This window comes from Marinomonas dokdonensis, assembly GCF_052747885.1.
Genome location: NZ_JBRAND010000001.1, coordinates 619932 through 645485 on the forward strand (window position 1 = coordinate 619932; position 25554 = coordinate 645485).

The window sequence follows — 25554 nt, forward strand, 5'->3', positions numbered from 1 at the left end:
CCTGCACTCACACACCAAAATTCAAAAAAGTCTTTTTTTTCATATAGATGGACAGCAAATAGCGCTGCAAGACTTCAACAAAACACTCAAATCGTTATATACTATTGCCTCTTCGCGTCCCCGTAGTTAAATGGATATAACATGGCCCTCCTAAGGCTAGGTTGCAGGTTCGATTCCTGCCGGGGACGCCATTTCAAAATGCTTCTTTAGTCTATTCCTACCAACATAAAAAAAGGCCTCCTAAGTACCTTAGAAAGCCTTCTTCAGAAACTGGTGTAGGTTATTCCACTTCAACAATCTCATAACTGTGAATAATTTTAACGCCACCCTTTTCTAGCATCAAAGAAGCAGAGCAATACTCTTCCGCAGAAAGCTTAACCGCTCGGGCGACGACACTCTCTTTCAGCTTGCGGCCAGTTACGACAAATTTCACACGAATTTCAGTGAAAACCGCAGGGACGGCATCCGCACGGTCAGCTTGAATTTCAGCCACACAGGACACTACATCTTGGCGAGATTTTTTTAAAATTCCCACAACATCATAAGAAGTACAACCACCTAGACCCGCTAGAATCAACTCCATAGGGCGAGGTCCTGCAAGTTGCTGACCATCAATCTCTACTTTAAAGCCAGAGCCAGTTTCAGCCGTAAAATGAACGTCTTCTTGCCAACTTACTTTTGTTTCCATCAATTTTATTTCACCTAATCTGTTTACTTAAATAACTCAGCCAATTTTTGGCCCGGGTTATCCGCACGCATAAATGCCTCACCCACCAAGAAAGTGTGGATGTCTTTTTCCCTCATAACCGCCACATCGTCACGAGTATGGATACCACTTTCGGTAACAATCAAGCGATCTTCTGGGATACTGTCCAACAACTCAAAAGTGTGATTTAGGCTCAGTTCAAAGCTATGCAAATCTCGGTTGTTAATACCTAACAACTCAGTTTGGGTATATTCTAAGGCCAACTCTAGCTCTGGGCGGTTATGCACTTCCACCAGCACATCCATCCCCAAATCTCTCGCCATGATATCTAATGCTTGAAGCTTTTCACCGCTTAGACACGCAGCAATCAGCAAAATGCAGTCCGCACCGATAGAGCGGGCTTCTAACACCTGATATTCATCGACAATAAAGTCTTTACGTATCACGGGTAACTGACATGCCGCGCGAGCTTCCACGAGATAATCTTCATGACCTTGGAAAAAGTCACGATCGGTCAAAACAGACAAACACGCCGCCCCAGCCGCCTCATAAGATTTAGCAATATCCGCCGGAAAGAAAGCGTCGCGTAGCACTCCTTTACTAGGAGAAGCTTTTTTTATTTCTGCAATCACAGCCGCTTCTTGCTGAGCGATCTTAGCTCTTAAGGCTTTAGCAAAACCACGAGGCGCATTATGTACATTCGCCACAGAAGCTGCCAACTCAAGGCTTTCATTAGGGGAATGCCCTTTGCGCTCAGCAATTTCTTCGTATTTTCGAGCAACAATTTTCTTTAAAATTGTAGGTGTTTCAACTTGCATTAAGCTATTGCTCCTATCCGCTACAAGGATTCGTTATCCATAAAACAACGAGTAAAACTCGCCAATTCGGACATCTTAATTTTTGCCATGCCACTACCGATCACATCTTCAGCAATGGTCACACCTTCCGCCAAACTATCCGCGACACCACACACATAAATCGCAGCCCCTGCATTAAGAGCAACAATATCGCGAGCAGGGTTAACTTCCCCTTTGCCTTCTAAGGCACTCTTGATCAAGGCTAAACTCTGCTCAGCATCTTGGGCTTGAAGTGGCGCTACACTTTGAGTTGGTATACCAAAGTCTTCAGGAGATATTTGATATTCACGAATCTCGCCATTTTTTAACTCGGCCACATCCGTAGCAGCGGCCAGACTGATCTCGTCTAAACCGTCTTGAGAATGAACCACCATCACATGCTCACTGCCTAAAGCTTTTAATACTTCAGCAATTGGGCGTAACCATTTTTTATCGAATACTCCCATAACCTGACTTTTGGCATTAGCAGGATTTGTTAGCGGCCCTAACAAATTGAATAGGGTTCGCGTAGCCATCTCTTTTCTTGGGCCTACCGCGTACTTCATGGCGGAGTGATGATTTGGTGCAAACATAAAGCCCAAACCAATTTCATCCACACAACGGCTTACTTGTTCAGCCTCTAGACCAAGATAGATACCAGCTTGCTCAAGCACATCCGCACTACCCGATTTAGAAGAGACAGAGCGACCACCGTGCTTGGCAACCTTACCGCCCGCTGCGGCAACAACAAACGCAGACGCTGTTGAAACATTAAATAGGTTGCCGCCATCACCACCGGTACCACAGGTGTCGACAACATGCTCAAAAGGCACCTCAACTTTACTAGAAAGTTCTCGCATTACCTGAGCTGCGGCAATAATTTCATCGACACTTTCGCCTTTCATTCTAAGGCCAATCAAAAAACCACCAATCTGAGCGGGCGTGGTCTTTCCTGTCATTATATCGTTCATCACGACACGCATTTCAGCGCTGCTTAAATCCTTGCCCTCTACAACGCTGGCAATTGCTTTTTGGATATCCACCCACATCTCCTACCGTGTCAAAAAATTCGCTAATAAGGCATGGCCTGCCTCAGTTAAAATCGATTCTGGATGAAACTGCACACCTTCAACAGACAAGGTTTTGTGTCGCAACCCCATAATTTCATCCTTTTCCCCAGCTTCATTGTAAGTCCATGCTGTGACTTCTAAGCAATCGGGTAAATTTTCTTGGGAAACCACTAACGAATGATAACGCGTCGCGGTTTGCGGGTTAACAATCCCCGTAAAAACCCCTGTTTCTTTATGATGGATCAAAGAGGTTTTCCCATGCATGACATTTTTAGCACGAATCACCTCGCCACCAAAGACTTGAGCAAGACTTTGATGACCTAAGCAAATACCTAAAATAGGAATACGTCCTGCAAAAGCCTTGATCGCCGCCATAGAGATGCCCGCTTCATTAGGAGTACAAGGCCCGGGGGAGATCACTAAATGACTGGGTGCAAGATGCTCTATATCCGCAAGACTAATCTCGTCGTTGCGGTACACTTCTACTTCGGCACCTAGTTCACGAAAATACTGCACTAGGTTATAAGTAAAAGAGTCATAATTATCGATCAGTAACAACATGTTAAACGCTAGACCTAAACTGTTTGAAGCTGGCTGTTAAGGCATTAAACTCACCCATCAAACAACCTTTTTAATGACCAGAGATTCTACACTTTAGCGCTGCGACTGTCTTCTACTTGGCTGGATTAGAATAATTCAAGAGCACCCACTAGGGTTTTCATTATCTTCCTACATTTACTGACAAAACAAGACCTTAATTTCACCACAATAGCTATACAGCGAAAGGGGTTTCCATGGTATCTTGCATTTTCAACATAGTGTTTTAAGGACTTCCTGTGCAAAGCCAAATCGCGGACTTAATCGAAACGTTAATTCAAGAAGAACACTCTACCGAAGCGGTTAGACAGGCTATGTCTGATCTGAGTCCAGACGATGTTGCCTTAGCACTTGAATCCCTCCCTCTTGCCCAGCGTAAACAGGCTTGGGAAAGCATTAAAACCGCCAATCGTTTAGACATATTAGTCGAAATGCGCGGGGAATCTCGTCAGCTACTTTTAAAAGAGCTAGATGATGTTGAGATCGAAGCCCTGTTTTCGGATGTGGACGCAGAAGACCTATTGGAAATGGCAGATTCTTTGCCAGATAGGTTAGTGGATATTGCTCTCAACCAGATGGATAACAAGCAGCGTGAATACTACCAACAAGGTGTGGTTTACGATGACGACATTGTCGGTCGCTGGATCGATCACGACCTGTTGATTGCCTCCCAATCTATTCGCGCCTCCGAAGCATTAAGACTATTGAAAAAGCACACACCTAGCTACACGGATATGATTTATTTGGTCAATCGCACTGGCCGTTGGGTAGGCTGCGTTAAGTTCGACCAGCTTTTTAAAGCCCAAGGACACGATCCGGTTTCCAGTTTAATTGACGAAGAATGCCCCTTTATTTTAGCCAGTGCAGAACTTACTAAGGCTTCTGAACAACTGGAGCGCTCTAGCTTATGTGCAATTCCAGTCGTGGACGACAACCATATTTTATTGGGCCGATTTCATGCGGGCCTTGCCATGGAAACCTGGCGTTTAGAAAATGAAGCCCAGCAAATGTCTACCGCCGGTTTGAATGAAGAATCGGACCTTTTTGCTCCAGTACCTCGAAGTGCCGCTACTCGCGGTATTTGGCTGGGTATCAACCTGTTAACGGCATTCCTTGCCTCCGCTTTTATTGGTATTTTTGAGGCTACCTTACAGCAGGTGGTAGCCCTCGCGGTACTTATGCCTGTTGTTGCCTCCATGGGTGGCATAGCGGGTAGCCAAACCCTCACACTTATTGTGCGAGGCTTAGCATTAGGCCAAATTACCCGCAGTAACTTAAAATCCTTGCTCTCTAAAGAATTAAAAGTCGGCGTATTAAACGGTGTGCTTTGGGCACTGGTGATTGGCGCCATCACCCTATGGTGGTTCCAAAACCCAATGCTAGGAGTGGTGATCGCCTGCGCCATTATCCTCAACATTTTAATGGCGGCGTTATCGGGGGTTCTAATCCCGGTATTGTTGGACAAACTAAAAATCGACCCTGCCCTTTCAGGCTCCGTGATTCTTACCACAGTGACAGATATTGCAGGTTTCGTGGCCTTCCTCGGGCTAGGCACTTTATTTTTGCTATAACATCCCAACAGATAGAGGCAAGTATTTTTCTTGCACTAAAATAGAGACAGTTTGATGAATTGGGAAACCGTAGAATATTACATAGGCTTGGGCGATACCGAAATGCACTGGATAGTGCGCGTATTTTTAGTGGTATCCATCACCCTAGTCGTAAACTTTATCGCCACTCATATGCTTGCTCGCCTAGACAAACAACTTGAGCGCACTAAGACCCCTTGGGATAACGTACTTATTTATGCTGCTAAAAAGCCACTGGGGGCCTTCATTTGGTTGGTGGGTTTAAGTGTTGCGGCTGAAATTTCCGAATCTGAGCTGGACCCAGGGTTTTCGACACTGATTAGTAATGCCCGAGAAATCGGTGTCATCATCATTCTCACTTGGTTTGTATTACGCTGTATCTCTGGGGCCGAAAAAGCGTTAACCAGTTCTGAAAAGGTAGCGAATAAGGTGGACTACACCACCGCCAGCGCGATCAGCAAATTGCTAAGAGCCTCTATTATCATCACTTCTGCTTTAGTGATTTTACAGAGCCTAGGCTACAGCATATCTGGGGTACTGGCTTTTGGTGGTATCGGGGGCATCGCTGTCGGCTTCGCCGCTAAAGACTTGCTGGCTAACTTTTTTGGCGGCTTGATGATTTATCTAGACAGACCTTTTGCTATCGGTGATTGGGTACGCTCTCCAGATCAAGACATTGAAGGGACGGTTGAGCACATTGGTTGGCGCCAAACTCGCTTACGTACTTTCAACAAACGCCCCCTATACATTCCGAACTCCACCTTTTCTCTGATATCGGTCGAAAACCCTTCTCGTATGTCTCATCGACGCATCAAAGAAACCATAGGTGTGCGTTACGATGACTTTAAAAAATTGCCAGAGATCATTGCTGATGTGAAGTCCATGATAGCCAATCACCCAGATCTAGATACGGAACAGATCTACATGGTGAACTTCGATCAGTTTGGCCCCTCTTCCTTGGACTTCTTTATTTATACCTTTACCAAGACGACGGACTGGCGAACCTTTCATAACATTAAACAAGACGTTCTCTTTAAGATCATGGAAATTATTGCTTCCCATGGTGCTGAAGTGGCCTTCCCAACGCAAACCATTCATTTAGCGGATGCCATGCCAGAAGGCCCCAATAAGGCTTCATAAGTAAGCGGCATAAAAAATGCCAAGCGGTCACTTATAACGAGTGACAAACGCTTGGCATTTTTACTTAACAAACAACCTAGAGTAACAGTTCAGCCAAATCATCTACCAAAAGGTCTGCACCTAAGCTGGCGAGATCAACACCCTGATGATAACCATAGGTGACTAGAGCACATTTAAAGCCGGCTTGATTGGCCGCTCTAAAGTCTGTAATCGAATCACCAATCATCAGACACTTTTCTGGCTCCGCCTCAATTGTCTCACTGCAATGCAACAAAGGCAGAGCAGAAGGTTTTTTCTCTTCCAAGGTGTCACCACCCAGTAACCAAGCAAAGCTCTCTGTTAGCCCAAAGTGATCCAACATGGGCTTTACAAACACGCTCGGCTTATTGGTAATCAATGCCATGGGCACATTATGGTGCTTACAGGCTTTTAGAATCGCTTTAACATTTGGGTACAAGCGTGTGTTATCCGTAAGGTGCTGATGGTAATGTATAAGGAATACACGATAAGCTTCTTCGTGATGCTTAGGGTCTAAATCAGCCCATTGCATCGCTTGCTCAATCAGTTTGGCTGATCCAAATCCAACCCAGCCTCGCACTCGTTGCTCACCCGCAAGAGGGGCATCAAAATGCTCTAAGAAGGCATCAACAGCCCCTGCAATATCTGGCACGCTATCCATCAAGGTGCCATCCAGATCAAAACACACCAACTCAGGCCAACCGTCAAACCATTCTAAAAAGTACTTGGGGGTCTTCATGGTCGCACACTCGCCAACTCTTTACGCATGCTATCAATCACGGCCTTGTAATCTTCTTTACCAAAAATGGCAGAGCCCGCAACAAAAGTATCTGCTCCGGCCGCGGCAATTTCAGCAATGTTTTTCTCGCTCACGCCACCGTCAACTTCCAAACGAATGTTGTAACCGCTGGCATCTATCATAGTCCGGGCTTCACGCAGTTTATCGAGTGTACTTGGAATAAAGCTCTGGCCACCAAAGCCTGGGTTAACCGACATTAATAGCACCATGTCCACTTTATCCATAACATGTTTTAAATGATGTAGTGGTGTTGCTGGGTTAAAAACCAAGCCTGCTTTACAGCCCCCATCACGGATCATTTGTAGAGAGCGATCAATATGCTCGCTGGCTTCAGGGTGGAAGCTTATGTACGAAGCACCCGCCTCAATAAAGTCGCTAATCATACGATCAACCGGCTTCACCATTAGGTGCACATCAATTTCAGCCGTCACACCGTGTTTACGCAAAGCCTTACATACCATAGGCCCAATGGTTAGGTTGGGCACATAGTGGTTATCCATCACGTCAAAGTGAATAATATCGGCTCCATCTGCTAATACCTGATCAACTTCCGCACCTAAACGAGCAAAGTCAGCGGAAAGGATCGAAGGGGCAATGAAAAAATCATTCATATCTGGCTCCAGCAGTGACACAATAAAAAATTCGGTATAAAACAAAGATTAATTTTAACAAGCGATGCATCAGAAGTATTGAACTCTATGAACAAAAATATGCTCAATCACTATTTAATTAGCCTGATTTTACTGTTCGGTGTAAATGCCAGCATTGGGGCAGACGACGACAGTACACAAGGGGCAGAAGAGTATAGTCAGCCCATGCCGCAAGCCGCGCGGATTGATGCATTAGTTCAGCAACTCACCAACAAGCAACAGAGCCATCAAATACAGACCTTAGAAGCCGGCGATGACAGCTTCCTGGCGCTTTACAATAAAGCCATTACTCGTGACACCATAGGCTGTGTTATCTTGCTACCCGCGGATAATGAACACCCAGATTGGCCCCATACCATCAGCCCCATACGTAACCAACTTCCTAACTATAGCTGGTGTACTCTATCCATAGAATTACCCGACATCACCAATAGAGCTCAGGCGGTGACGAGTGAAGCGCCCTCCGATGACAATGAAGACGCAGCTGAACTCATCCTAAAGGATCAGGATATTATTAATGCTCGAATTCAAGCCAGCATTGATTTTGCTAAATCAAATAATGCACAGAGTATCGTTTTATTAGGGGAAAAAACTGGAGCAAGTTACGCGTTAAATTTTCTAGCTGACAATCCTAACGCTGCACAAGCACTGGTTATGATAGATATTAAGGCCCCTGAAGAAGCCTCGGAATACCTGATAGCTCAGCGACTCATAAACCTAAATAGCCCTGTCCTAGACTATTACTCACCCTTAAACATGGGAAGCTTTAACCTGTGGCGCAAGCAGGCCATGAATCAAAACACCAACAATAGTCGTTATTTTCCCATAGAGTCCAACAACGACACACTTAATGAATCCAACCAACAACAGCTGGTTCAAAGGGTGAGAGGCTTTCTTAAACAAAACACCGCACAAATAAACCAGCGTAAAACACTCAGTGCGTTTTCTAAAGGGCTCTTTTATTAAGCCCTTTCAGCTTTTATTTACGAGACTTTTTAATCAGCTCATAAGCGGATTGAATCTCTTGGGTACGCTCTTTCGCCAATTCAATCATTTCGTCTGGCAAGCCTTTCGCACTTAGTTTATCCGGATGATTTTGGCTCATTAACTTGCGATAAGCTTTCTTGATCTCGGCATCGCTCATTTCTGGCTTCACAGCCAAAGCATCGTAGGCAGATTTCAACAAGTCGGTAGAATTGCTGGCATCACCAGATGACTGGTAGCCTTGTCGAAAGTGAGCCTGTTGCTTAACTTGCAAATGCAAGGCTTCAAATTCAGCAACCGTCACCCCAAGATGAGCGCACACCTGAGAAACCAAGGACTTTTCTTCGACACTAAAGTGACCATCCGCATAAGCGGACACCAAAAGAATTTCGAGTAAGGTTCGCGTTAAGTCACCCGGCCCCACCACTTCTTTAAAATGATTCAGTACGGGCACATAGTCAAAATTGTCCGCTTTACCCTCATTAAACAATTTTTTGGCTTGTTCTTGAGCCGCTGGGGAAAGACGCAAACGCTGCATGACAGCTTGAGCCAATTGAATTTCTGCTTGAGAGACCTGACCGTCGGACTTGGCCAAACGACCCATTAATAAGAATAAAGTGCGAAAGAAAGCTTCCTGTTGAGCACGAACATTGCCACGGTTGCGAGCACCGATGAAGCCACCATCAGACTGAGATCGGTCAATAAAACTGCCGATAAAGAACCCGAGCACGCCACCCACAAACCCCATTAGGATATAACCCAAAATGGCACAGACAATTTTCCACATAAAGATATTTCTCCAGAATCGGTAGCCCCTATGGGCCTGCTTAGATTATCATTTAGCTTTAACGTGGACCCATTCATGGGACAAGTCCAGTTTGGACAATCATTTATTGTTAACAAGTATACCCTGTATGGCCAAGTATTTACGCCCCTGCACAATATTTTTGCATAGTCTTTTCTTCATTCCCCTTGCCCAAGCTAACCAATGGGGCTGGGTGCCTCGCGAAGCGCTTTCCACTGAACAACAAGCAAGTTTAAATCGCTACTGCCGAGGATCTTACATTAACAACTGGCAGGCGACAGACACATCAGACACAACTTTAGTGGCCGACATGATGCAAAGAAACGATAAAGGCGTTGTGCATCTAGAAGGAAACGCTGAGATTCAGCAGCCCGAATCAACCCTTTCTGCACAAACCATAGACGGCATTCCAGATCAATATTATCAAGCCGAAGGTGATGTGCGTGTACAAAATTCGAATCAGCTTATTCTCAGTGACAGCAGCTATATCTCAAGCAATGGCGTAGAAGATACGCGATTTAATAATGCTCAGTTTTTAAGTTATCAATCTGGCATACGTGGCGCCTCCCAATCCTTATCTCGTAACGAGCAAGGGGTTGTGTTTATCGAAGAGGGCTTTTACACCAGCTGTGAACCCACTCAAGAGAGTTGGAAGCTGTACGGCAGCGCTATCGAACTTGATCCGAATACCGGCTTTGGTACGGCAAAACATGTGCGTATACACATCGCTAACATCCCTGTTTTTTATGTACCTTGGTTACGCTTTCCAATAGATGATCAACGACATACTGGCTTTTTATTTCCAAGCTTCAGTTACTCAGGTAATGATGGTCTCAGTGTTTCCGCCCCCGTTTATTGGAACATTGCCCCCAATTACGACGCCACCTTCACCCCCAACTTTGTGCAACATAAAGGGGAAGGTTTTGATATTGAGTTACGTCATCTGGGCGAATACGATGTCACCACCTACGAGCAGTCTAGCTTCTATGACGACGACGATGGTGAGCAAACCCTACAAAAATTCACCTCACAACTCACGTTCACTGACAATATAACCGCTGGTGTGACGCTAGAAGACAACCCAACCACGGACCTTTATCCGGAAGTAAATTCCACCTCTATCGGTGAAAAGGACGACTATGAACGCAGTGCTTACGTAGCCTACTCAAAAGATAACTTCAGCAGTAAAATCACCCAGCGTCGTTACTTTACTCCCGATTCATCCAATAACGAACCTTTCGATTGGCTACCCCGTGTTGAGAGCTCTTACCGAGTGGCAGGAGAACTGATCGATTACTCTTTAGCGGCCCAATACACAGACTTTTATGATCCAGCCGAAGATGACTTTGACGGTCAACGTAGTGTTATTAACCAAGACCTTTCGTTTGATTTTAGCAATGCTTGGGGCAGCTTCAGCCCAGGTGTGTTAGTTCAATACCGAGATTACAATATCAACAGTTACACTGACTCGGACAGCACCTCCTCAATCACTCATGCCAGTGGTTACTTCGATTCCAGCATCGCGTTTGAGAGAGCCGTTAATGTAAATAACGGCATTTGGCGACAAACGCTGGTGCCGCGCTTAAGTTACTTAAACGCACCTTATGTGGATCAAGACGACATCCCTGATTTTGATGCCAGTGAGCCGACTTTGACCTACTCCCAAGCTTTCAGTCACGAAAGATTTTCCGGTGATGACCGCATTGGCGACACCGAGCAACTAGCCCTAGGCATCGAATCGAGCTTGTACGATAGTAACAATATAAAAAGATGGTCATTTAAAGTTGGACAAGTTTTCTATCTAGCTGACAGGTATGTTGATATCAGTGGTGACACAGATGAAAGCACTGCTACTGACAGTGACTCTTATAGCGATATACTCACTTCAACCAGCTACAATGGGGATAAATATAGTCTGACTGCGAACTTGAATTATGATTTAGAAAATCAAGACTCTGGTTACGCTCAGGTTGTCGTAAAGCTAGAGCCTACAGAGGATATCGACATAAGCCTCAGCTATTTATATACCATCGACAATACCGACTCAGATGATGATGCTCATCAAGCGAACATTAGCACCATCTTTCCTCTGACCAGAAATTGGTCTGTATTTACTCAACATACCTATGACTTTGTTGCAGGAGATACTACCAAAGAAGTAGGAGGATTAGGATACGAGAACTGTTGTGTTAAAGTATCTCTAAGTTATCAAGATTGGCTTGATGACGATGACGAATATGATAGAGGTATATTTTTACAATTTATATTACGCAGTTTAAGCACAGTCGGCAGTCAAAATACCGAAGCCAGCATTGCTGATGACTACTGGAACGAAGGACAAGTTGGATACTAACCATGAAGTTGTTTTCTTTTTATACCGCCATTTTACTTATGTGCGTACCGTTTTACGCCGCTCACGCTGAACAAACTAAAATTGATGGCATTGTTGCCATCATTGATTCAAAAGCAATTTTAGACAGCGACATTAACACACGTTTTCAAGTGATTAAGGAGCGTATTCCCGGTGGGCAAATGACGGACAACATTCGCCGTCAAATCCTTAATCAAATGATAGATGAAGCTTTGCAAGCCAATTATGCTAAAAAAATTGGCATGCGCCCTTCTAGCTCAGAAGTAGACAAAGCCATTCTTGGGGTCGCACAAAACCTAAAAATGGATCTACAAGGTTTAAGACAAGTGCTTAGTCAGCAAGGCATTAATTACAGCCGCTATCGAGATCAAATTGAACAGGAAATCCTGATCAATAGTATCAAAAAAGAAATAATCAAAAGACGTATCGTGATCTCTGAGCAGGAAATTGATGACTACTTGAGCTCAACCACCAGCATCAGTAAAGAAAAAGATCAGGTTCGTTTACGCCACATTATTATTCGTGCCACAGACCCGGTGAAAGCCGAGCTAAAAATTAAAGAAATTGCTCAGAAAATCACCACCGAGAGTGATTTCATTGATCAAGCAATCGCATCTTCTGAAGGCCAGTTTGCCATTCAAGGAGGGGATCTTGGCTGGCGTCCATTGAGCCAATTACCACCTCTGTTTGTACGTGCTCTTGAGCAAGAAAGCGGTCAACTTATTGGGCCATTGCGCAGTAATGCAGGCTTCCATTTACTTTGGGTAATGGAAAAGCGCTCGCCGAACACTACCTTGCAAAAGCAAACCAAAACCCGCCATATTTTGGTTCGTCCAAATGAAATTCGCAATGACACTCAAACCAAAGCCTTAGCCGATAAGCTTTACGCCGACTTAAAAGAAGGCGCGGACTTTGCGACCTTGGCAAAAGAATACAGTGAAGACCAAGGCTCAACCCTACAAGGTGGTGATCTAGGCTGGGTAACACCAGGCACCATGATTCCGACCTTTGAAAACGTGATGAACGAGACTGCCATTGGCAGCGTCAGTCAGCCTTTCAAAACCCAGTTTGGCTGGCACATTCTAGAAGTAGATGGCCGTCGCGACGAAGACGTAAGTGATCAAGTTAAACGTGCCAATGCAAGACAAGCATTAACAGCGCAAAAACAAGACATAGTGCTAAGTAACTGGTTAGAAGAGTTACGTGCCGATGCCTTTATCGACTTGAAGGAATAGCTTTAAAGATGACACCGGACCACTCTTCTAGCCTGCCTCTAGTGGCCATTACCTCAGGTGAACCTGCGGGTATTGGTCCGGATATTATTCTCAGTGCACTAAGCGAGCAAAACTTTCCTGCTCGCTTAGTAGTATTAGCCGATCCAAATTTACTGGCACAACGCGCCGATTGCTTGGGCTATTCAGTACAGATCAGTGAAGTCGACAATGCACAACAGGTAAGCCCTCATAAACAAGGGGAAATCCAAGTATTACCCATAGCACTCTCCCAATCATGTCAACCGGGAGTACTGGATGTTCGTAATGCTGGCTATGTTTTGGAAACCCTAAAGCAAGCAGGCGAAGGCTGCATTAGTAAAGACTTTGACGCCATAGTGACACCGCCTGTACACAAAGGCATTCTTTGTGAAACTGGCGTTCATTTCTCTGGGCACACGGAGTTTTTTCAGGCATTGAGCCGATCTCCACACGTGGTCATGATGCTGGCCACTGAAGCCATGAAAGTAGCCTTAGTAACCACTCACCTACCACTAAAAGACATTTCTGCTGCGATTACCCCAGACACTATCAGCCGCGTAGTAAGAGCCCTTAATCAAGATTTAATCAATAAATTTGCCATCGCTCAGCCTAGAATTTTGGTGTGCGGACTCAACCCCCACGCCGGCGAAGACGGCCACCTAGGGAAAGAAGAGATTGAAGTCATCACGCCAACCTTGGAAGCATTACGCCAAGAAGGCATTAACCTTATCGGCCCGCTCCCTGCTGACACCCTGTTCACTCCAAAATATTTAGATAATGCAGACTGCGCCTTGGCGATGTATCACGATCAAGGCTTACCTGTGTTAAAATACTCTGGATTTGGTAACGCGGTGAATATCACCCTTGGTTTACCTATGATTCGAACATCCGTCGACCACGGCACTGCTATGGATTTAGCAGGCACAGGCAAAGCAAATAACGGCAGCCTAAAAGTGGCTATCCAACACGCCATCAATATGGCCAATAACGCGAAAAAACATCTTTAATGAGTAGACCACAAGCACACAAGGCCCGTAAAAGATTCGGCCAAAACTTCCTCCATGACCATGGCATCATTCGACGTATTGTTGCCTGCATCGGCCCCAAAAAAGGCCAGCGCATCGTTGAAATCGGCCCAGGTAAAGGGGCTTTAACAGAAGGCATCATTAGCGTCACAGAACGTATGGATGTGGTCGAGCTTGATCGCGACCTAATCCCTATTCTCAAGGTAAACCTATTCCGCTATCCAGACCTCACCGTTCACGAAGCGGATGCCATGAAGTTTGATTTCGCCTCACTAGCCACTGATGATCAAGCTATTCGTGTGGTCGGCAACCTGCCTTACAATATTTCTACGCCGCTTATTTTTCACTTACTCAGCCAAGCAGAAGTCATTGAAGACATGCACTTTATGCTGCAAAAAGAAGTAGTGGATCGTCTTGCTGCACGCCCAGGGGACAGCCTATATGGTCGTCTTAGTGTGATGGCACAATACTATTGTTCAGTAGAATCTCTCTTTATCGTGGGCCCTGAGTCGTTTGACCCAGCGCCAAAAGTTGATTCCGCCATCGTGCGTATGACCCCTCACAGAACCATGCCCTATCAGGTTGCGGACATTAAGAAGCTAGAAGATATGGTTCGAATTGGCTTCCACCAGCGCCGCAAAACCTTGCGTAATAACTACAAAGGGGTGCTGGACAATGACGACTTTGAAAACCTCAATATTGACCCAAGCTTGCGCCCTGAAAGACTGGATGTTGAAGACTTTGTTAACATTACAAACTATGTAATACAGAAGGAAAGTTAGATGCAAAAATACGACATAGTTGTGTCGGTTAGGACAGAATATCTTGCCCATCAGTCAACACCGGAAGAATCACGTTATGTTTTTGCTTACCATATTTCCATCACCAATTGTGGGACTGAAACCGCACAATTAAAAACCCGTCATTGGATCATTACCAATGGCGACCAACGGGTCCAAGAAGTCAAAGGCGACGGTGTGGTGGGCGAATTTCCACATCTGGAGTCTGGGGCTTCCTTCCACTATACCAGTGGTACGGTTCTTGAAACCGCGGTTGGGGTCATGCAGGGCAGTTATCAATTCCAAGCCGATGATGGCACGTTATTTGAAGCGCCTATAGAACCTTTTACACTTTGCGCACCTAACCAAATACACTGAGGATTAAATGGCTACCTATGTTATAGGCGACCTACAAGGATGCTTAACCCCTCTGTTCGAGTTATTAGAGAGCATTCAATACAAGGCCGAGTCCGACACACTTTGGTTCGCGGGAGACCTCATTAACCGCGGGCCAGAATCCTTAGAGACCCTACGTTTTATCAAGTCCTTAGGGGACGGCGCAGTGGCGATCTTGGGTAACCATGATCTACACCTATTGGCCGTCGCTTATGGTCATAGTAATTTAAAGCGTAATGACACCTTATCCGAAATACTCACGGCCAGCGACAGAGACGATCTAATCGAATGGTTAAGGCAGCGACCTCTTTGTCATTATGATGCGTCTTTCAACACCATCATGACCCACGCAGGCGTCCCTCCGTGCTGGACACTTGAACAGACCCTTGGTTTCGCTCAAGAAGTGGAAGAACAATTGCGTGGCGAAGACTTTCACAGCTACTTTGCTACCATGTATGGCAACAAGCCAGCTAAGTGGAATGACAAACTGGTGGGCATGGACCGCTTACGATGCATTACCAACTATTTAACACGCATGCGTTTTTGCGATGCAGACAGCGTTCTAGACCTCAAATCCAAGGAGTCACCGACCAGCGCCAAACAGAATTACGCCCCTTGGTTTGACTACCCGCTGCAGCTGCCTCAAAATTGCCAGGTGGTTTTTGGTCATTGGGCCGCACTGGAAGGTATGGCCAATAAAGAAAACATTCACGCCCTAGACACAGGTTGCGTCTGGGGAGGCAGCTTGACCGCTTTACGCCTAGAAGACCAACAAAAATTTAGTACACCTTGTTCAACAAACTGGAAGAATTCATGACTTATACCTGTATCGATATTGCCGATGCCCTCCCAATCATTGAAAACGATGCCACGATTGTCGACATACGTGACCAAACGAGCTTTCAAACCAGCCATATGGCAAATGCTATTAACCTGAACAATGACAATGTGCCGGCTTTTATTGAACAAACAGACAAATCCAAGCCTGTGATTGTATGCTGCTACCACGGCAACAGCAGTAAAGGTGCAGCTGAGTATCTTGCCGCTCAAGGCTTTCAAGAAGTCTACTCACTCAATGGTGGCTTTAGTCAGTGGAGCGCCATGTTCCCAGAACAGTGTGACATGAGCATTTAAGCCAAAATGACGAGTTATCAGACCTATCTTGTTGGTGGTGCAGTACGGGATGAATTGCTCGGGCTACAGGTCATCGACAGAGATTGGGTGGTGACAGGCGCCACCCCCGAACAACTCGAACAACAAGGCTATCAACAAGTAGGCAAACAATTCCCGGTTTTTTTACACCCTCAAAGCAAAGAAGAGTACGCTTTGGCTCGCAAAGAGAAAAAGCAAGGGGTGGGTTATACAGGCTTTATCTGTGATTTTTCACCGGATATTAGCCTTGAAGAGGACTTAGAGCGAAGGGACCTGACCATCAATGCTATCGCTCAGAGTGAGAATGGCGAATTAATTGACCCCTTCAATGGCCAACAAGACCTCAATGATCGAATCTTGCGACACGTCTCGCAGGCTTTTACAGAAGACCCTCTTAGAGTGTTACGAGCGGCACGCTTTGCGGCACGTTTCCATGATTTTGGTTTTACAGTAGCCCCAGACACATTAAAGCTCATGCGCACCATTAGCCAATCAGGCGAATTGAAAACATTAAGTGCAGAACGTGTTTGGAAAGAAACAGAAAAAGCCCTGTGCACCTCGCATAGCGGCCAATATTTTTCTGTCTTAGAAGAAGCTGGCGCACTAGAAAGTATCTTCTCGGAATTGGTATGGTGCGAGCAAAGCTACACGACATTATTAAGCCAAGGCGATTTAACTCCCCAACAACGCTGGGCCATCACTTGCCACCGCACCCCAGTTCTTGAGCTACAAGCTTTACAGCAATCCTTGCGGGTGCCTAATCAGTTTAAATTACTCGCTGAGCAAGTCAGTCAATTCATGCATCAATGCAGTACCCAGATGACTGCACAGCAATGGGAAAGTTGGATTATGTCGGTCAGCGCCGTTAAGAAACCGCAACCGTACGAACGACTCATCCAAGTACTCAGCGCCCTAACCCAAACAGAGCCACAAGATTGGCTTGCCCTGAGACAGCAGGCGGCCAGTGTTTCACCTGCTAATCTAATCAAACAAGGTTTTAGTGGTGCCGAACTTGGTCAAGCCCTAAAAGAAGCTAGAGTCCAAGCCCTCAGTAAGATGGACAGTGCCTTTATTGTTCCGCAAAGCGACGAATCTTAACGCCAACCGCCTGTGCAGCGGGAACAGCGCCAGGCTTACGCAAGGTTAGGGTCACCTCGGTTAACGAAAAGGCCGCGATTAACTTAGCTACCAAGACTTCCGCTAGGGTTTCAATCAGCTCAAATTGCTCTGTGGCACAAAAGTTTAAGATGTAATTTGAAATGGCTTCATAATCCAACGTAAGAGACAAATCATCCGTCCCCGCCGGCAAACGATTGTCATGGCTCATTTCTAGGTCAAACACCAACTCTTGTTGGATCTCTTTTTCCCAGTCATATACACCAATCACAGCTTGGGCCGTCAGCCCTTCTATAAATACGATATCTTGCATTAGGCTTCCTTGATGGCAGGCAAATCCGCTAAAGGCCAACGGGCCTTAATGGTTAAACTCAAATCCGAAGACTGCCCATTTACCAGACGTTGCGCCCCGGCATAAGCGATCATGGCACCATTGTCAGTGCAAAACTCCGGCCTCGCATAAAAGACGCTGGCTTTGATTTTCTTCAACTGGCTTTCCAGTTGCTCACGCAAATGCTGGTTGGCGCTTACCCCACCGGCAATGATCAACTGCTTCAAGCCTTCACTTTCTAACGCTCGGCGGCATTTAATCACTAGGGTATCCACCACAGCAGATTGAAACGCCAGCGCCGCATCCGCTTTAAACTGCTCATCACAACGCTCTTCATCTAACGCTTCATGAACGGCTGTTAGAAAAGCTGTTTTTAAACCACTAAAACTAAAATCGAGCCCGGGTCTGTCGGTCATAGGACGAGGGAATTTCAATCCAGACTTGGGGTTCCCTGATTTCGCCAAGGCTGCAATTTGCGGCCCGCCAGGATAGGGTAAGCCAATCATTTTGGCAGCTTTATCAAACGCCTCCCCTGCGGCATCGTCAAGAGACTGGCCCAATAAACGGTATTCACCAATACCATCTACACGTACCAATTGTGTGTGACCACCTGATACCAACAGTGCTACAAACGGCATTTCAGGTTGGGTTTCTTCCAACATTGGTGCCAACAAGTGCCCTTCCATGTGGTGCACACCTAAGGCAGGAATATCCAATGCATGAGCCAATGAACGACCAATCGTCGCACCTGCCATGAGGGCCCCTACCAAACCTGGACCACTTGTGTAAGCGATGGCATCCAATTCTTGTTTGCCAATGCCTGCTTGCGCTAGAACTTCATCGATTAATGGCAAGGTTTTTCGCACATGGTCACGGGAGGCCAATTCTGGAACCACACCACCATACTCTGCATGCTGGGCGATTTGAGAATAAATTGTGTGTGCTAATAAGCCATTTTCGGTATCGTAAATAGCAATCCCCGTCTCATCACAAGACGTTTCTAACCCCAAGACTTTCATAGCATTCATCTCTTAACGTAATTTGTCGGCATTGTACCCCATTCAGATCCAGCATTGCAGACTTGCTTTGGTATAAAGTTAGACAGCTGAATGAAAACACTTTATAATGCGCGCGTTTTCAATGTTTAAATTAAAAGGCAGGTGATTTTTCGAGTTTGCACCAAGTTGCAAGAAAGCAATTAGGAAGGCAGACACCCTTTAAAAAAGAGTAAACCATTACAGACGCGATCTAGTCTGTTCAGGGTAAGAAAAATGATCCGATGGATCTCATCCTGTTCAACCAAAGCGCGCTTTGAAAGCCCTGTAAATACGGGTATGATTCACGCCGTTTTGTGAACACTTAAATTTAAAACATTATTTGAAAGGTAATTTACATGCCAGCAGTTAAAGTAAAAGATAACGAACCATTTGACATCGCTCTACGTCGCTTCAAGCGCTCTTGTGAAAAAGCAGGCGTTTTGGCTGAAGTTCGTCGTCGTGAATGCTACGAAAAACCAACAACTCTTCGCAAACGTGCTGCAGCCGCTGCTGTTAAACGTCACGCTAAGAAAGTTTCTCGTGAGCAGAAAAAATTCCAACGTTTGTACTAGGCCAATCTGCCGTTTGGCATTTTACTAGAAAACAAATGTTAGCCTAGACGTACAACACTTTTAGGCTTATAAAAACGGCTAGTTAATGAAACTAGCCGTTTTTTTTGCTTTTAATTTTAGAGAGGATCCCATGTCAGCACTTAAAAAGCACATTTCCGATACCCTTAAAGTCGCTATGCGCGCGAAAGAAAAACAACGTGTTACCGTCATTCGTACCATCTTATCCGAATGTAAAAAAGTTGAAGTCGACGAGCGCATTGAATTAGACGATGCTCGCGTATTGGCCATCCTAGACAAAATGAACAAGCAGCGTAAAGACTCCAACCAGCAATTCCTAGACGGTGGTCGTGAAGATCTTGCCAAAGTAGAGCAAGAAGAAATGGCCATTATCAGTGAATTCCTACCAACCCCCTTAACGGATGATGAAGTTGCTGCTATCGTCAAAGCCGCTATCGCAGAAACTGGCGCTAGCTCTATGCAACAAATGGGCGCTGTAATGGCCATTGTTAAGCCTCAAGTACAAGGCCGTGCCGACATGGCGCAAATCAGTAAGCAAGTTAAAGCACAATTAGGCTAAGACTATGGCAGGACGCATACCCGATCAATTTATCGATGAGCTATTAGCTCGCACAGATATCACCGACGTGGTTGCGTCCCGCATCAGCTTAAAAAAAACCGGCCAAAACTACAGTGCTCTATGCCCATTTCACAATGAAAAAAGCCCATCGTTCAGCCTTAATCCTAACAAGCAGTTTTACTACTGCTTTGGTTGCGGAGCCGGTGGTAATGCCATTTCCTTTGTCATGGAGCACGACCATTTAGACTTTGTCGACGCGATCGAAACCCTCGCCAAAGATGCCGGCATGGAGGTTCCTAAAGAACAAGGCGCCCCAGACCGTTATGAACAAAATGCCGAGTTACTGAAAAGACTTTCCGAAAGCGCACAGTTTTACCAACAACAACTCACCCAAAGCCCTCACAAAATCAAAGCGACAGATTACCTTTCAAAAGACAGGGGACTTTCTGGACAAATTGCGAAAGTATTTGGGTTAGGGTTTGCGCCTCCGGGCTGGGACAACCTGCTCAAAAAAGTCGGCACCCGCGCCGAAAGCCAAGAGCAACTGCTACGTGGCGGCATGTTGATTGAAAAGAAAGATCAACCGGGACATTACTACGACCGCTTTCGAGACCGAATCATCTTCCCGATCCGCGACAGTCGAGGCCGAGTGATAGCCTTTGGCGGTCGAGCCTTCGGAGATGAAAAACCCAAATACCTGAACTCCCCAGAAACCCCTGTGTTTCAGAAAAGTCAGGAGCTATACGGGTTATTTGAAGCTAAACAAAATACTAAGGTGCTCGATCAAATTCTTGTAGTAGAAGGCTACATGGATGTGATTGTGCTCGCTCAACACGGCATCACCAATGCCGTGGCCACCCTTGGCACCTCAGTGAACAGCCAACACATTCGCAAACTCTTCAAGTTGGTAAGCAAGGTAGTCTTGTGTTTCGACGGAGATAAAGCAGGTCGTGCTGCCGCTATTCGTGGTTTGGAAGCGGCCTTGCCGGTCATGCAAGATGAAAAACAAATTCGTTTTTTATTCCTCCCCGATGGAGAAGACCCGGACTCCTTAGTACGCAGTGAAGGCGAAGACGCCTTTAATCATCGCCTTGAAGATGCCCATTCACTCTCCCATGTGCTGTTTGACCACGCGCGCAGCCAAGTCACTCTTGGCGACGAAGAAGGCGAAGCACAATTTGCCCGCAACGCTATGGCGATGATTCAGCAGATGCCGAAAGAACTGACATTTCGCTCTGTGCTCATTCGCCAACTCAGCGAACAATCTGGTATCGACAGCGACACCCTTGGCAACACCAGCATCAAAACGGTTCGTCAAAGCAACTACGAGCCTCAAGCGAATGCTCATGGTCAGGATTCGACCCCACAAGGAGGCTATGATGATCACTTGCCGCCTAGTATGGGTTATGAAGAGTATGACGATTCATACCAACCGCTAGATATCCCACAGGATGCCTATAGCGGTCAGCAGCAAGCGCCCAACTCAGGTAAAAAAGGCTCAAAATTTGGCAATAAGGGGCGCTTTAAAAACAACCAAGATTCACCTGCCAACTTTCCACCCGCGCCATCAAGTTTGAGCCGCATTAAACAAGCCAGCCTTTGCTTATTGCTGCACCCTCACATTGCAACACAAGTGGATGTACCAGACCCGCTGATCAATCGAAGCGAGGAAGATTTACAAATATTCTGCAAAATCTGGCGCTTTTTCCATAAATATCCTAAAAAAAATGTGGGCCATTTATTAACTGAACTACAGGACAGCATGACCCTAGCGGCAATATTTAGTCTTTTAAATCATCAAGATGCAGCGACAAAGCAAAAAATCAGCAACGCTCAACAAGAAGTGGCTGACATGATATCGGCCCTGGAAAAAAATCTTGGCTTAAATACTAGTATTGAGCGCTTGAAAAACAAGGGTAACGAATCCATAAAGGATAATAGTAGTAAGCAAGAGTTACGTGATTTGATGGATATACTCCGTCGAAAAAAATCTTAATTTTTCTTTAAAATTGCCCTTAGAAACGACGATTTTCTAGATAAAAGTGATTGATTTTGGTATAATCCGCTGCTTGCAAAATCCCAAACAAATTTCTAACGATAGGTTGTCGAATGCCAGACACTCAACAGTCACGTCTCAAAGAGCTGATCGCCAAAGGTAAAGAACAAGGTTACCTAACTTTTGCCGAAGTCAATGACCACCTCCCTGATGACCTTTCTGACCCAGAGCAAGTAGAAGAAATCATTGCCATGATCAACGACATGGGCATCACGGTTTCTGAGATTGCTCCTGATAAAGATAGCCTTCTTATGGAAGAAGGCGATTCTACTGACGAAGCTGCCGCCGAAGAAGCGGCCGCAGCCCTAGCCGCGGTAGAAGGCGATGTTACTCGCACCACTGACCCTGTTCGCATGTACATGCGTGAAATGGGTACTGTAGAGCTGCTAACTCGTGCTGGCGAAATCGCCATTGCTAAACGTATCGAAGAAGGTACGCGAGAAGTTATGGCCGCTGTTTCTTACTTCCCTGGTGCGGTCGATGTGCTACTCGACACCTACGCAAAAGTCATTGAAGAAGAAGGCCGTTTGAGCGATATCTTCAGCGGCTTTATTGATGGCGACGGTGAAGAACCTGTTTTTGAAGACTCTGCTCCTGAAGAAATTATCGAAGACGACACGCCAAACGATGACGACGACGATGATTCCGATTCGGACGAAGAGGAAGAAACGGATAACGGTCCAGACCCAGAAGAGACAGCTTTACGTTTCAACGACATCTCACGCATCTACGAAGAACTGAAAGTGCTTCTAGAAACACGTGATCGTCAAGATCCTGAAGTTCAAGCGAAACAAGAAGAGTTGAGCATTAGCTTTGCTCCGATCAAGCTTGTTCCTAAACTGTTTGACGAGTTGATCAATCGTGTTCGTTCGCGCATGACCAAAGTACGCGACCAAGAGCGCCTCATCATGCAAGTTTGTGTACGCAAAGCCGGCATGCCTCGTACTGAGTTCCTAAAACGCTTCCCAAGCAACGAAACGAACCCAGATTGGTTGCAAGAGCAAATTGCTTCGGGTGCAGACTACGCAGCAGGACTTGAAGAGAACGAAGCGGAATTCATGCGCAGCCAGCGTAAACTTCGCGCCGTTGCCAAAGATTCTGGCTTAACGATCGCAGAGCTGAAAGAAATTAACCGCCGCATCTCTATCGGTGAAACTCGCTCTCGTCGTGCCAAGAAAGAAATGGTAGAAGCCAACTTACGTTTGGTTATCTCCATTGCGAAAAAGTACACCAACCGTGGTCTACAGTTCTTGGATCTAATCCAAGAAGGTAACATCGGTTTGATGAAAGCGGTTGATAAGTTTGAATACCGTCGTGGTTATAAGTTCTCGACTTATGCTACTTGGTGGATCAGACAGGCGATCACACGCTCCATTGCCGACCAAGCACGCACTATCCGTATTCCAGTACACATGATTGAGACGATCAACAAACTGAATCGTATTTCTCGTCAAATGCTACAGGAAATGGGTCGTGAAGCAACGCCAGAAGAATTGGCAGCGCGCATGGACATGCCTGAAGACAAGATTCGTAAAGTCTTGAAGATCGCTAAAGAGCCTATATCTATGGAAACCCCTATCGGTGATGATGAAGATTCGCACCTAGGTGATTTCATTGAAGACGATGGTGCTGAATCACCGATTGATACAGCCACTATTGAGGGTCTTCGTGAATCGACCACGACTGTCCTAGCTGGCTTAACCGCCCGTGAAGCGAAAGTACTGCGCATGCGTTTCGGTATCGATATGAACACTGACCACACTCTTGAAGAAGTCGGTAAGCAGTTCGACGTAACACGTGAGCGTATTCGTCAGATCGAGGCTAAAGCGTTGCGTAAACTACGCCACCCAAGCCGCTCAGAACACTTGAGAAGCTTTCTAGACGAATAATATTCGTAAGCAAGCCTCTACTAAAACCGCCTAATTTAGGCGGTTTTTTTTCGCCTCTTTTTTGCATCCTATTAACCTGCAATGTAAAAAATTAAAAAATCAGCAGATTCGTCCACAAATTTGTCATACACTCTAGTTAGAGTATGAATACAGATTGTGAGGTCCAGCTTGCTGAAAAGACACGAACATCATTCTCTTACCCCCCCATGCCAATCTAGCTTGTTTGGCAAGCAGACTCTCAAGCCTACTCGCAGCTCCATCGCTACTTTTACCAAAACACTTTTAACGCTCAGTAACATCCGATCAATTCGTCAAATAACCCTTATTGGAACTTGTCCTACTTATGACAGGAGATTTGTCTATGGAAAAAATTTACGTTCTTGATACCAATGTACTACTGCATGACCCGCTAGCCATTTATGCGTTTGCCGAGCACAAGGTGGTTATTCCCATGACAGTGCTTGAAGAGTTAGATGTCATTAAAGACAGGCGAGACAAAGATGTTAGCCGTGAAGCTCGGCTGGCCATCAACACCATAGATAAAATCGTTGGCAACGCCTCACCTAAAGCTTTGCAAAGCGGTGTTCCTATTCGAGTGATGGGGGAAGAGCTAGACCCAGAGGACAGCGCACAAAACACAGAAGGGTCTTTGGCTATCTTCCCAGACCAAATGATCACCAACACAGACAACATCCCGTTTTTAAATGGCAACCATGATCACGCCAACGATAACCGCATTATTAATGTTGGCCTTAGCCTACAAGCCACCAATCCAAGATCTTCTATTTGCCTAGTCACCAAAGACATCAACATGCGCATTAAGGCTAAGGGTTCTGGCCTTGAGCGGGTTGAAGACTACAAGAAAGACCGAGTGCTGGATGATTTAGACTTAATGAGCAAAGGCTACATTCAGTATGACGGCAGTTTTTGGTCTACCGTGGACAGTGTTAAGAGTGAAGCCCATGGCCGCCACACGGTGCATGTGATCGCCAGAAGCAATCTACCAACACTTTACCTAAATATGTTCATCATTGATGAAGAAGAGTTTGTCGGCTTTGTGGTCAATCTAGACAAGGAATTTGTCTACCTATTGGATATAAGCAAACAGAACCTAATGAACCAAAGCTTTTGGGGAATCCACCCTCGCAATCTAGAACAAGCCATGGCTTTCTATTTGTTGCGCCATGACAATTCCGACCTAATGATCATGACAGGCCCAGCGGGTTCAGGTAAAACCCTACTCGCCCTTGCTTATGGCCTACAAGTCACCATGGAAGAGAAACGCTTTAACAAAATCATTGTGGCACGCTCTACCCCACCGATGGCGGAGGATATTGGTTTCCTACCTGGCACAGAAGAGGAAAAAATGGCCCCTTGGTTGGCCGCATTTGATGACAACCTAGAAATTTTACATGGTGCAGACGAGCATGCTTTCAGCAGTATCGACTATGTCAAACAAAAGGCCAACATACAGTTTAAATCACTTAACTTTATGCGCGGCCGATCTTTCAACAACGCTCTAATCATTATTGATGAAGCCCAAGGCTTAACTCAGTTCCAACTTAAATCCATCGTTACACGGATCGGTAGCAATTCAAAGATCATTGTCTTGGGTAACCTTGCGCAAATCGATAACAAGTACATCACCCCACTCACTTCTGGTTTAACCTACCTAGTAGAAAAATGTAAGTCCTTTAAATACGCCAGCATCATGCATGTAAATGGTATTGAACGGAGTCGTTTAGCAGAGTTTGCCGAAGAGAACCTCTAGCACTTTTCGAGCAATAAAAAAGGGAAAGGCGATCG

General features: G+C 45.7%; 25 protein-coding genes and 1 tRNA gene. 17 read left to right on the forward strand and 9 right to left on the reverse strand.

Features of this window, described 5'->3' with window-relative positions; genetic code table 11:
• Positions 1-116 precede the first annotated feature (116 nt).
• A tRNA-Arg gene (locus ACUM5Y_RS02940) sits at positions 117-191 on the forward strand.
• Between the two features lie 89 nt (positions 192-280).
• Here ACUM5Y_RS02940 and ACUM5Y_RS02945 read toward each other — a convergent pair.
• From ACUM5Y_RS02945 to ACUM5Y_RS02960, 4 genes are read right to left on the reverse strand one after another with little or no spacing between them, the layout of a single operon-like run.
• Positions 281-688 (reverse strand): OsmC family protein, encoded by a 408-nt coding sequence (locus tag ACUM5Y_RS02945; protein WP_445975355.1) that lies wholly within the window; start codon positions 686-688, stop codon positions 281-283.
• A gap of 23 nt (positions 689-711) precedes the next feature.
• Positions 712-1524: an indole-3-glycerol phosphate synthase TrpC gene (gene trpC, locus ACUM5Y_RS02950; protein WP_445975356.1), complete on the reverse strand. Its 813-nt coding sequence runs from the start codon at positions 1522-1524 to the stop codon at positions 712-714.
• Between the two features lie 20 nt (positions 1525-1544).
• Complete coding sequence (trpD, locus tag ACUM5Y_RS02955; protein ID WP_445975357.1) at positions 1545-2585, reverse strand: anthranilate phosphoribosyltransferase; 1041 nt, start codon at positions 2583-2585, stop codon at positions 1545-1547.
• Between the two features lie 9 nt (positions 2586-2594).
• Entirely contained in the window at positions 2595-3173 is a 579-nt protein-coding gene (locus tag ACUM5Y_RS02960) for an anthranilate synthase component II (protein WP_445975358.1), read from the reverse strand.
• Between the two features lie 275 nt (positions 3174-3448).
• Between ACUM5Y_RS02960 and ACUM5Y_RS02965 the strand changes: the two genes are divergently transcribed.
• Positions 3449-4780, forward strand: coding sequence for a magnesium transporter (locus ACUM5Y_RS02965; RefSeq protein ID WP_445975359.1), 1332 nt, complete (start codon positions 3449-3451; stop codon positions 4778-4780).
• A gap of 54 nt (positions 4781-4834) precedes the next feature.
• Positions 4835-5938, forward strand: a complete 1104-nt coding sequence (locus ACUM5Y_RS02970) for a mechanosensitive ion channel family protein (RefSeq protein WP_445975360.1) — start codon at positions 4835-4837, stop codon at positions 5936-5938.
• Positions 5939-6014: 76 nt separating this feature from the next.
• On the opposite strand, the gene ACUM5Y_RS02975 is transcribed toward ACUM5Y_RS02970, so the two are convergent.
• Together ACUM5Y_RS02975 and rpe are read right to left on the reverse strand one after the other, a co-directional pair.
• The gene (locus ACUM5Y_RS02975) at positions 6015-6695 is read right to left on the reverse strand and encodes a phosphoglycolate phosphatase (RefSeq protein WP_445975361.1); all 681 of its coding nucleotides are present in this window, start codon (positions 6693-6695) and stop codon (positions 6015-6017) included.
• Positions 6692-7366 carry a ribulose-phosphate 3-epimerase gene (gene rpe / locus ACUM5Y_RS02980; protein WP_445975362.1) on the reverse strand — a complete coding sequence of 225 codons (675 nt, stop codon included), beginning with the start codon at positions 7364-7366 and terminating at the stop codon, positions 6692-6694. The genes ACUM5Y_RS02975 and rpe overlap by 4 nt, the downstream gene beginning before the upstream one ends.
• A gap of 87 nt (positions 7367-7453) precedes the next feature.
• On the opposite strand from rpe, the gene ACUM5Y_RS02985 reads away from it, so the two are divergent.
• Entirely contained in the window at positions 7454-8371 is a 918-nt protein-coding gene (locus ACUM5Y_RS02985; protein WP_445975363.1) for a DUF3530 family protein, read from the forward strand.
• Between the two features lie 13 nt (positions 8372-8384).
• Here ACUM5Y_RS02985 and djlA read toward each other — a convergent pair whose 3' ends face one another.
• Positions 8385-9176, reverse strand: a complete 792-nt coding sequence (djlA, locus tag ACUM5Y_RS02990) for a co-chaperone DjlA (RefSeq protein ID WP_445975364.1) — start codon at positions 9174-9176, stop codon at positions 8385-8387.
• A 127-nt stretch (positions 9177-9303) separates the two neighbouring features.
• Between djlA and ACUM5Y_RS02995 the strand changes: the two genes are divergently transcribed.
• From ACUM5Y_RS02995 to ACUM5Y_RS03030, 8 genes are read left to right on the forward strand one after another with little or no spacing between them, the layout of a single operon-like run.
• Entirely contained in the window at positions 9304-11547 is a 2244-nt protein-coding gene (locus ACUM5Y_RS02995; RefSeq protein WP_445975365.1) for an LPS-assembly protein LptD, read from the forward strand.
• 2 nt (positions 11548-11549) lie between these two features.
• A complete protein-coding gene (locus tag ACUM5Y_RS03000) occupies positions 11550-12800 on the forward strand; it encodes a peptidylprolyl isomerase (RefSeq protein ID WP_445975366.1) in 1251 nt (416 codons plus the stop codon).
• An 8-nt stretch (positions 12801-12808) separates the two neighbouring features.
• Positions 12809-13825, forward strand: a complete 1017-nt coding sequence (gene pdxA / locus ACUM5Y_RS03005; protein WP_445975367.1) for a 4-hydroxythreonine-4-phosphate dehydrogenase PdxA — start codon at positions 12809-12811, stop codon at positions 13823-13825.
• Entirely contained in the window at positions 13825-14625 is an 801-nt protein-coding gene (rsmA, locus tag ACUM5Y_RS03010; RefSeq protein WP_445975368.1) for a 16S rRNA (adenine(1518)-N(6)/adenine(1519)-N(6))-dimethyltransferase RsmA, read from the forward strand. The genes pdxA and rsmA overlap by 1 nt, the downstream gene beginning before the upstream one ends.
• Entirely contained in the window at positions 14626-15000 is a 375-nt protein-coding gene (apaG, locus tag ACUM5Y_RS03015; protein ID WP_445975369.1) for a Co2+/Mg2+ efflux facilitator ApaG/CorD, read from the forward strand.
• A gap of 7 nt (positions 15001-15007) precedes the next feature.
• The gene (locus tag ACUM5Y_RS03020) at positions 15008-15835 is read left to right on the forward strand and encodes a symmetrical bis(5'-nucleosyl)-tetraphosphatase (protein WP_445975370.1); all 828 of its coding nucleotides are present in this window, start codon (positions 15008-15010) and stop codon (positions 15833-15835) included.
• Positions 15832-16152: a thiosulfate sulfurtransferase GlpE gene (gene glpE, locus ACUM5Y_RS03025; RefSeq protein WP_445975371.1), complete on the forward strand. Its 321-nt coding sequence runs from the start codon at positions 15832-15834 to the stop codon at positions 16150-16152. Before ACUM5Y_RS03020 ends, glpE begins: the two co-directional genes overlap by 4 nt.
• Positions 16153-16158: 6 nt before the next feature.
• Complete coding sequence (locus ACUM5Y_RS03030; protein ID WP_445975372.1) at positions 16159-17268, forward strand: tRNA nucleotidyltransferase/poly(A) polymerase-related protein; 1110 nt, start codon at positions 16159-16161, stop codon at positions 17266-17268.
• Here the strand turns inward: ACUM5Y_RS03030 and folB are convergent.
• Together folB and tsaD are read right to left on the reverse strand one after the other, a co-directional pair.
• Complete coding sequence (gene folB / locus ACUM5Y_RS03035; protein WP_445975373.1) at positions 17240-17599, reverse strand: dihydroneopterin aldolase; 360 nt, start codon at positions 17597-17599, stop codon at positions 17240-17242. The genes ACUM5Y_RS03030 and folB overlap by 29 nt on opposite strands.
• Positions 17599-18636, reverse strand: coding sequence for a tRNA (adenosine(37)-N6)-threonylcarbamoyltransferase complex transferase subunit TsaD (tsaD, locus tag ACUM5Y_RS03040; RefSeq protein ID WP_445975374.1), 1038 nt, complete (start codon positions 18634-18636; stop codon positions 17599-17601). The genes folB and tsaD overlap by 1 nt, the downstream gene beginning before the upstream one ends.
• A gap of 374 nt (positions 18637-19010) precedes the next feature.
• Here tsaD and rpsU point away from each other — a divergent pair, with 374 nt between their 5' ends.
• From rpsU to ACUM5Y_RS03065, 5 genes are all read left to right on the forward strand, one after another.
• Complete coding sequence (gene rpsU / locus ACUM5Y_RS03045; protein WP_009835737.1) at positions 19011-19226, forward strand: 30S ribosomal protein S21; 216 nt, start codon at positions 19011-19013, stop codon at positions 19224-19226.
• A gap of 130 nt (positions 19227-19356) precedes the next feature.
• A complete protein-coding gene (locus ACUM5Y_RS03050; RefSeq protein WP_445975375.1) occupies positions 19357-19803 on the forward strand; it encodes a GatB/YqeY domain-containing protein in 447 nt (148 codons plus the stop codon).
• Between the two features lie 4 nt (positions 19804-19807).
• Positions 19808-21799, forward strand: a complete 1992-nt coding sequence (dnaG, locus tag ACUM5Y_RS03055) for a DNA primase (RefSeq protein ID WP_445975376.1) — start codon at positions 19808-19810, stop codon at positions 21797-21799.
• 113 nt (positions 21800-21912) lie between these two features.
• Entirely contained in the window at positions 21913-23748 is a 1836-nt protein-coding gene (gene rpoD, locus ACUM5Y_RS03060) for an RNA polymerase sigma factor RpoD (protein WP_445975377.1), read from the forward strand.
• Between the two features lie 361 nt (positions 23749-24109).
• Positions 24110-25519, forward strand: a complete 1410-nt coding sequence (locus tag ACUM5Y_RS03065; protein WP_445975378.1) for a PhoH family protein — start codon at positions 24110-24112, stop codon at positions 25517-25519.
• Positions 25520-25554: the final 35 nt, after the last annotated feature.

Excerpts from the sequence above, each read along its gene's own strand:
- ACUM5Y_RS02945 (WP_445975355.1), bottom strand. The coding sequence starts at position 688 with ATGGAAACAAAAGTAAGTTGGCAAGAAGACGTTCATTTTACGGCTGAA.
- trpC (WP_445975356.1), bottom strand. The coding sequence starts at position 1,524 with ATGCAAGTTGAAACACCTACAATTTTAAAGAAAATTGTTGCTCGAAAA.
- ACUM5Y_RS02960 (WP_445975358.1), bottom strand. The coding sequence starts at position 3,173 with ATGTTGTTACTGATCGATAATTATGACTCTTTTACTTATAACCTAGTG.
- ACUM5Y_RS02970 (WP_445975360.1), top strand. The coding sequence starts at position 4,835 with ATGAATTGGGAAACCGTAGAATATTACATAGGCTTGGGCGATACCGAA.
- ACUM5Y_RS02975 (WP_445975361.1), bottom strand. The coding sequence starts at position 6,695 with ATGAAGACCCCCAAGTACTTTTTAGAATGGTTTGACGGTTGGCCTGAG.
- rpe (WP_445975362.1), bottom strand. The coding sequence starts at position 7,366 with ATGAATGATTTTTTCATTGCCCCTTCGATCCTTTCCGCTGACTTTGCT.
- ACUM5Y_RS02985 (WP_445975363.1), top strand. The coding sequence starts at position 7,454 with ATGAACAAAAATATGCTCAATCACTATTTAATTAGCCTGATTTTACTG.
- djlA (WP_445975364.1), bottom strand. The coding sequence starts at position 9,176 with ATGTGGAAAATTGTCTGTGCCATTTTGGGTTATATCCTAATGGGGTTT.
- ACUM5Y_RS02995 (WP_445975365.1), top strand. The coding sequence starts at position 9,304 with ATGGCCAAGTATTTACGCCCCTGCACAATATTTTTGCATAGTCTTTTC.
- ACUM5Y_RS03000 (WP_445975366.1), top strand. The coding sequence starts at position 11,550 with ATGAAGTTGTTTTCTTTTTATACCGCCATTTTACTTATGTGCGTACCG.
- pdxA (WP_445975367.1), top strand. The coding sequence starts at position 12,809 with ATGACACCGGACCACTCTTCTAGCCTGCCTCTAGTGGCCATTACCTCA.
- rsmA (WP_445975368.1), top strand. The coding sequence starts at position 13,825 with ATGAGTAGACCACAAGCACACAAGGCCCGTAAAAGATTCGGCCAAAAC.
- apaG (WP_445975369.1), top strand. The coding sequence starts at position 14,626 with ATGCAAAAATACGACATAGTTGTGTCGGTTAGGACAGAATATCTTGCC.
- ACUM5Y_RS03020 (WP_445975370.1), top strand. The coding sequence starts at position 15,008 with ATGGCTACCTATGTTATAGGCGACCTACAAGGATGCTTAACCCCTCTG.
- glpE (WP_445975371.1), top strand. The coding sequence starts at position 15,832 with ATGACTTATACCTGTATCGATATTGCCGATGCCCTCCCAATCATTGAA.
- ACUM5Y_RS03030 (WP_445975372.1), top strand. The coding sequence starts at position 16,159 with ATGACGAGTTATCAGACCTATCTTGTTGGTGGTGCAGTACGGGATGAA.
- folB (WP_445975373.1), bottom strand. The coding sequence starts at position 17,599 with ATGCAAGATATCGTATTTATAGAAGGGCTGACGGCCCAAGCTGTGATT.
- tsaD (WP_445975374.1), bottom strand. The coding sequence starts at position 18,636 with ATGAAAGTCTTGGGGTTAGAAACGTCTTGTGATGAGACGGGGATTGCT.
- rpsU (WP_009835737.1), top strand. The coding sequence starts at position 19,011 with ATGCCAGCAGTTAAAGTAAAAGATAACGAACCATTTGACATCGCTCTA.
- ACUM5Y_RS03050 (WP_445975375.1), top strand. The coding sequence starts at position 19,357 with ATGTCAGCACTTAAAAAGCACATTTCCGATACCCTTAAAGTCGCTATG.
- dnaG (WP_445975376.1), top strand. The coding sequence starts at position 19,808 with ATGGCAGGACGCATACCCGATCAATTTATCGATGAGCTATTAGCTCGC.
- rpoD (WP_445975377.1), top strand. The coding sequence starts at position 21,913 with ATGCCAGACACTCAACAGTCACGTCTCAAAGAGCTGATCGCCAAAGGT.
- ACUM5Y_RS03065 (WP_445975378.1), top strand. The coding sequence starts at position 24,110 with ATGGAAAAAATTTACGTTCTTGATACCAATGTACTACTGCATGACCCG.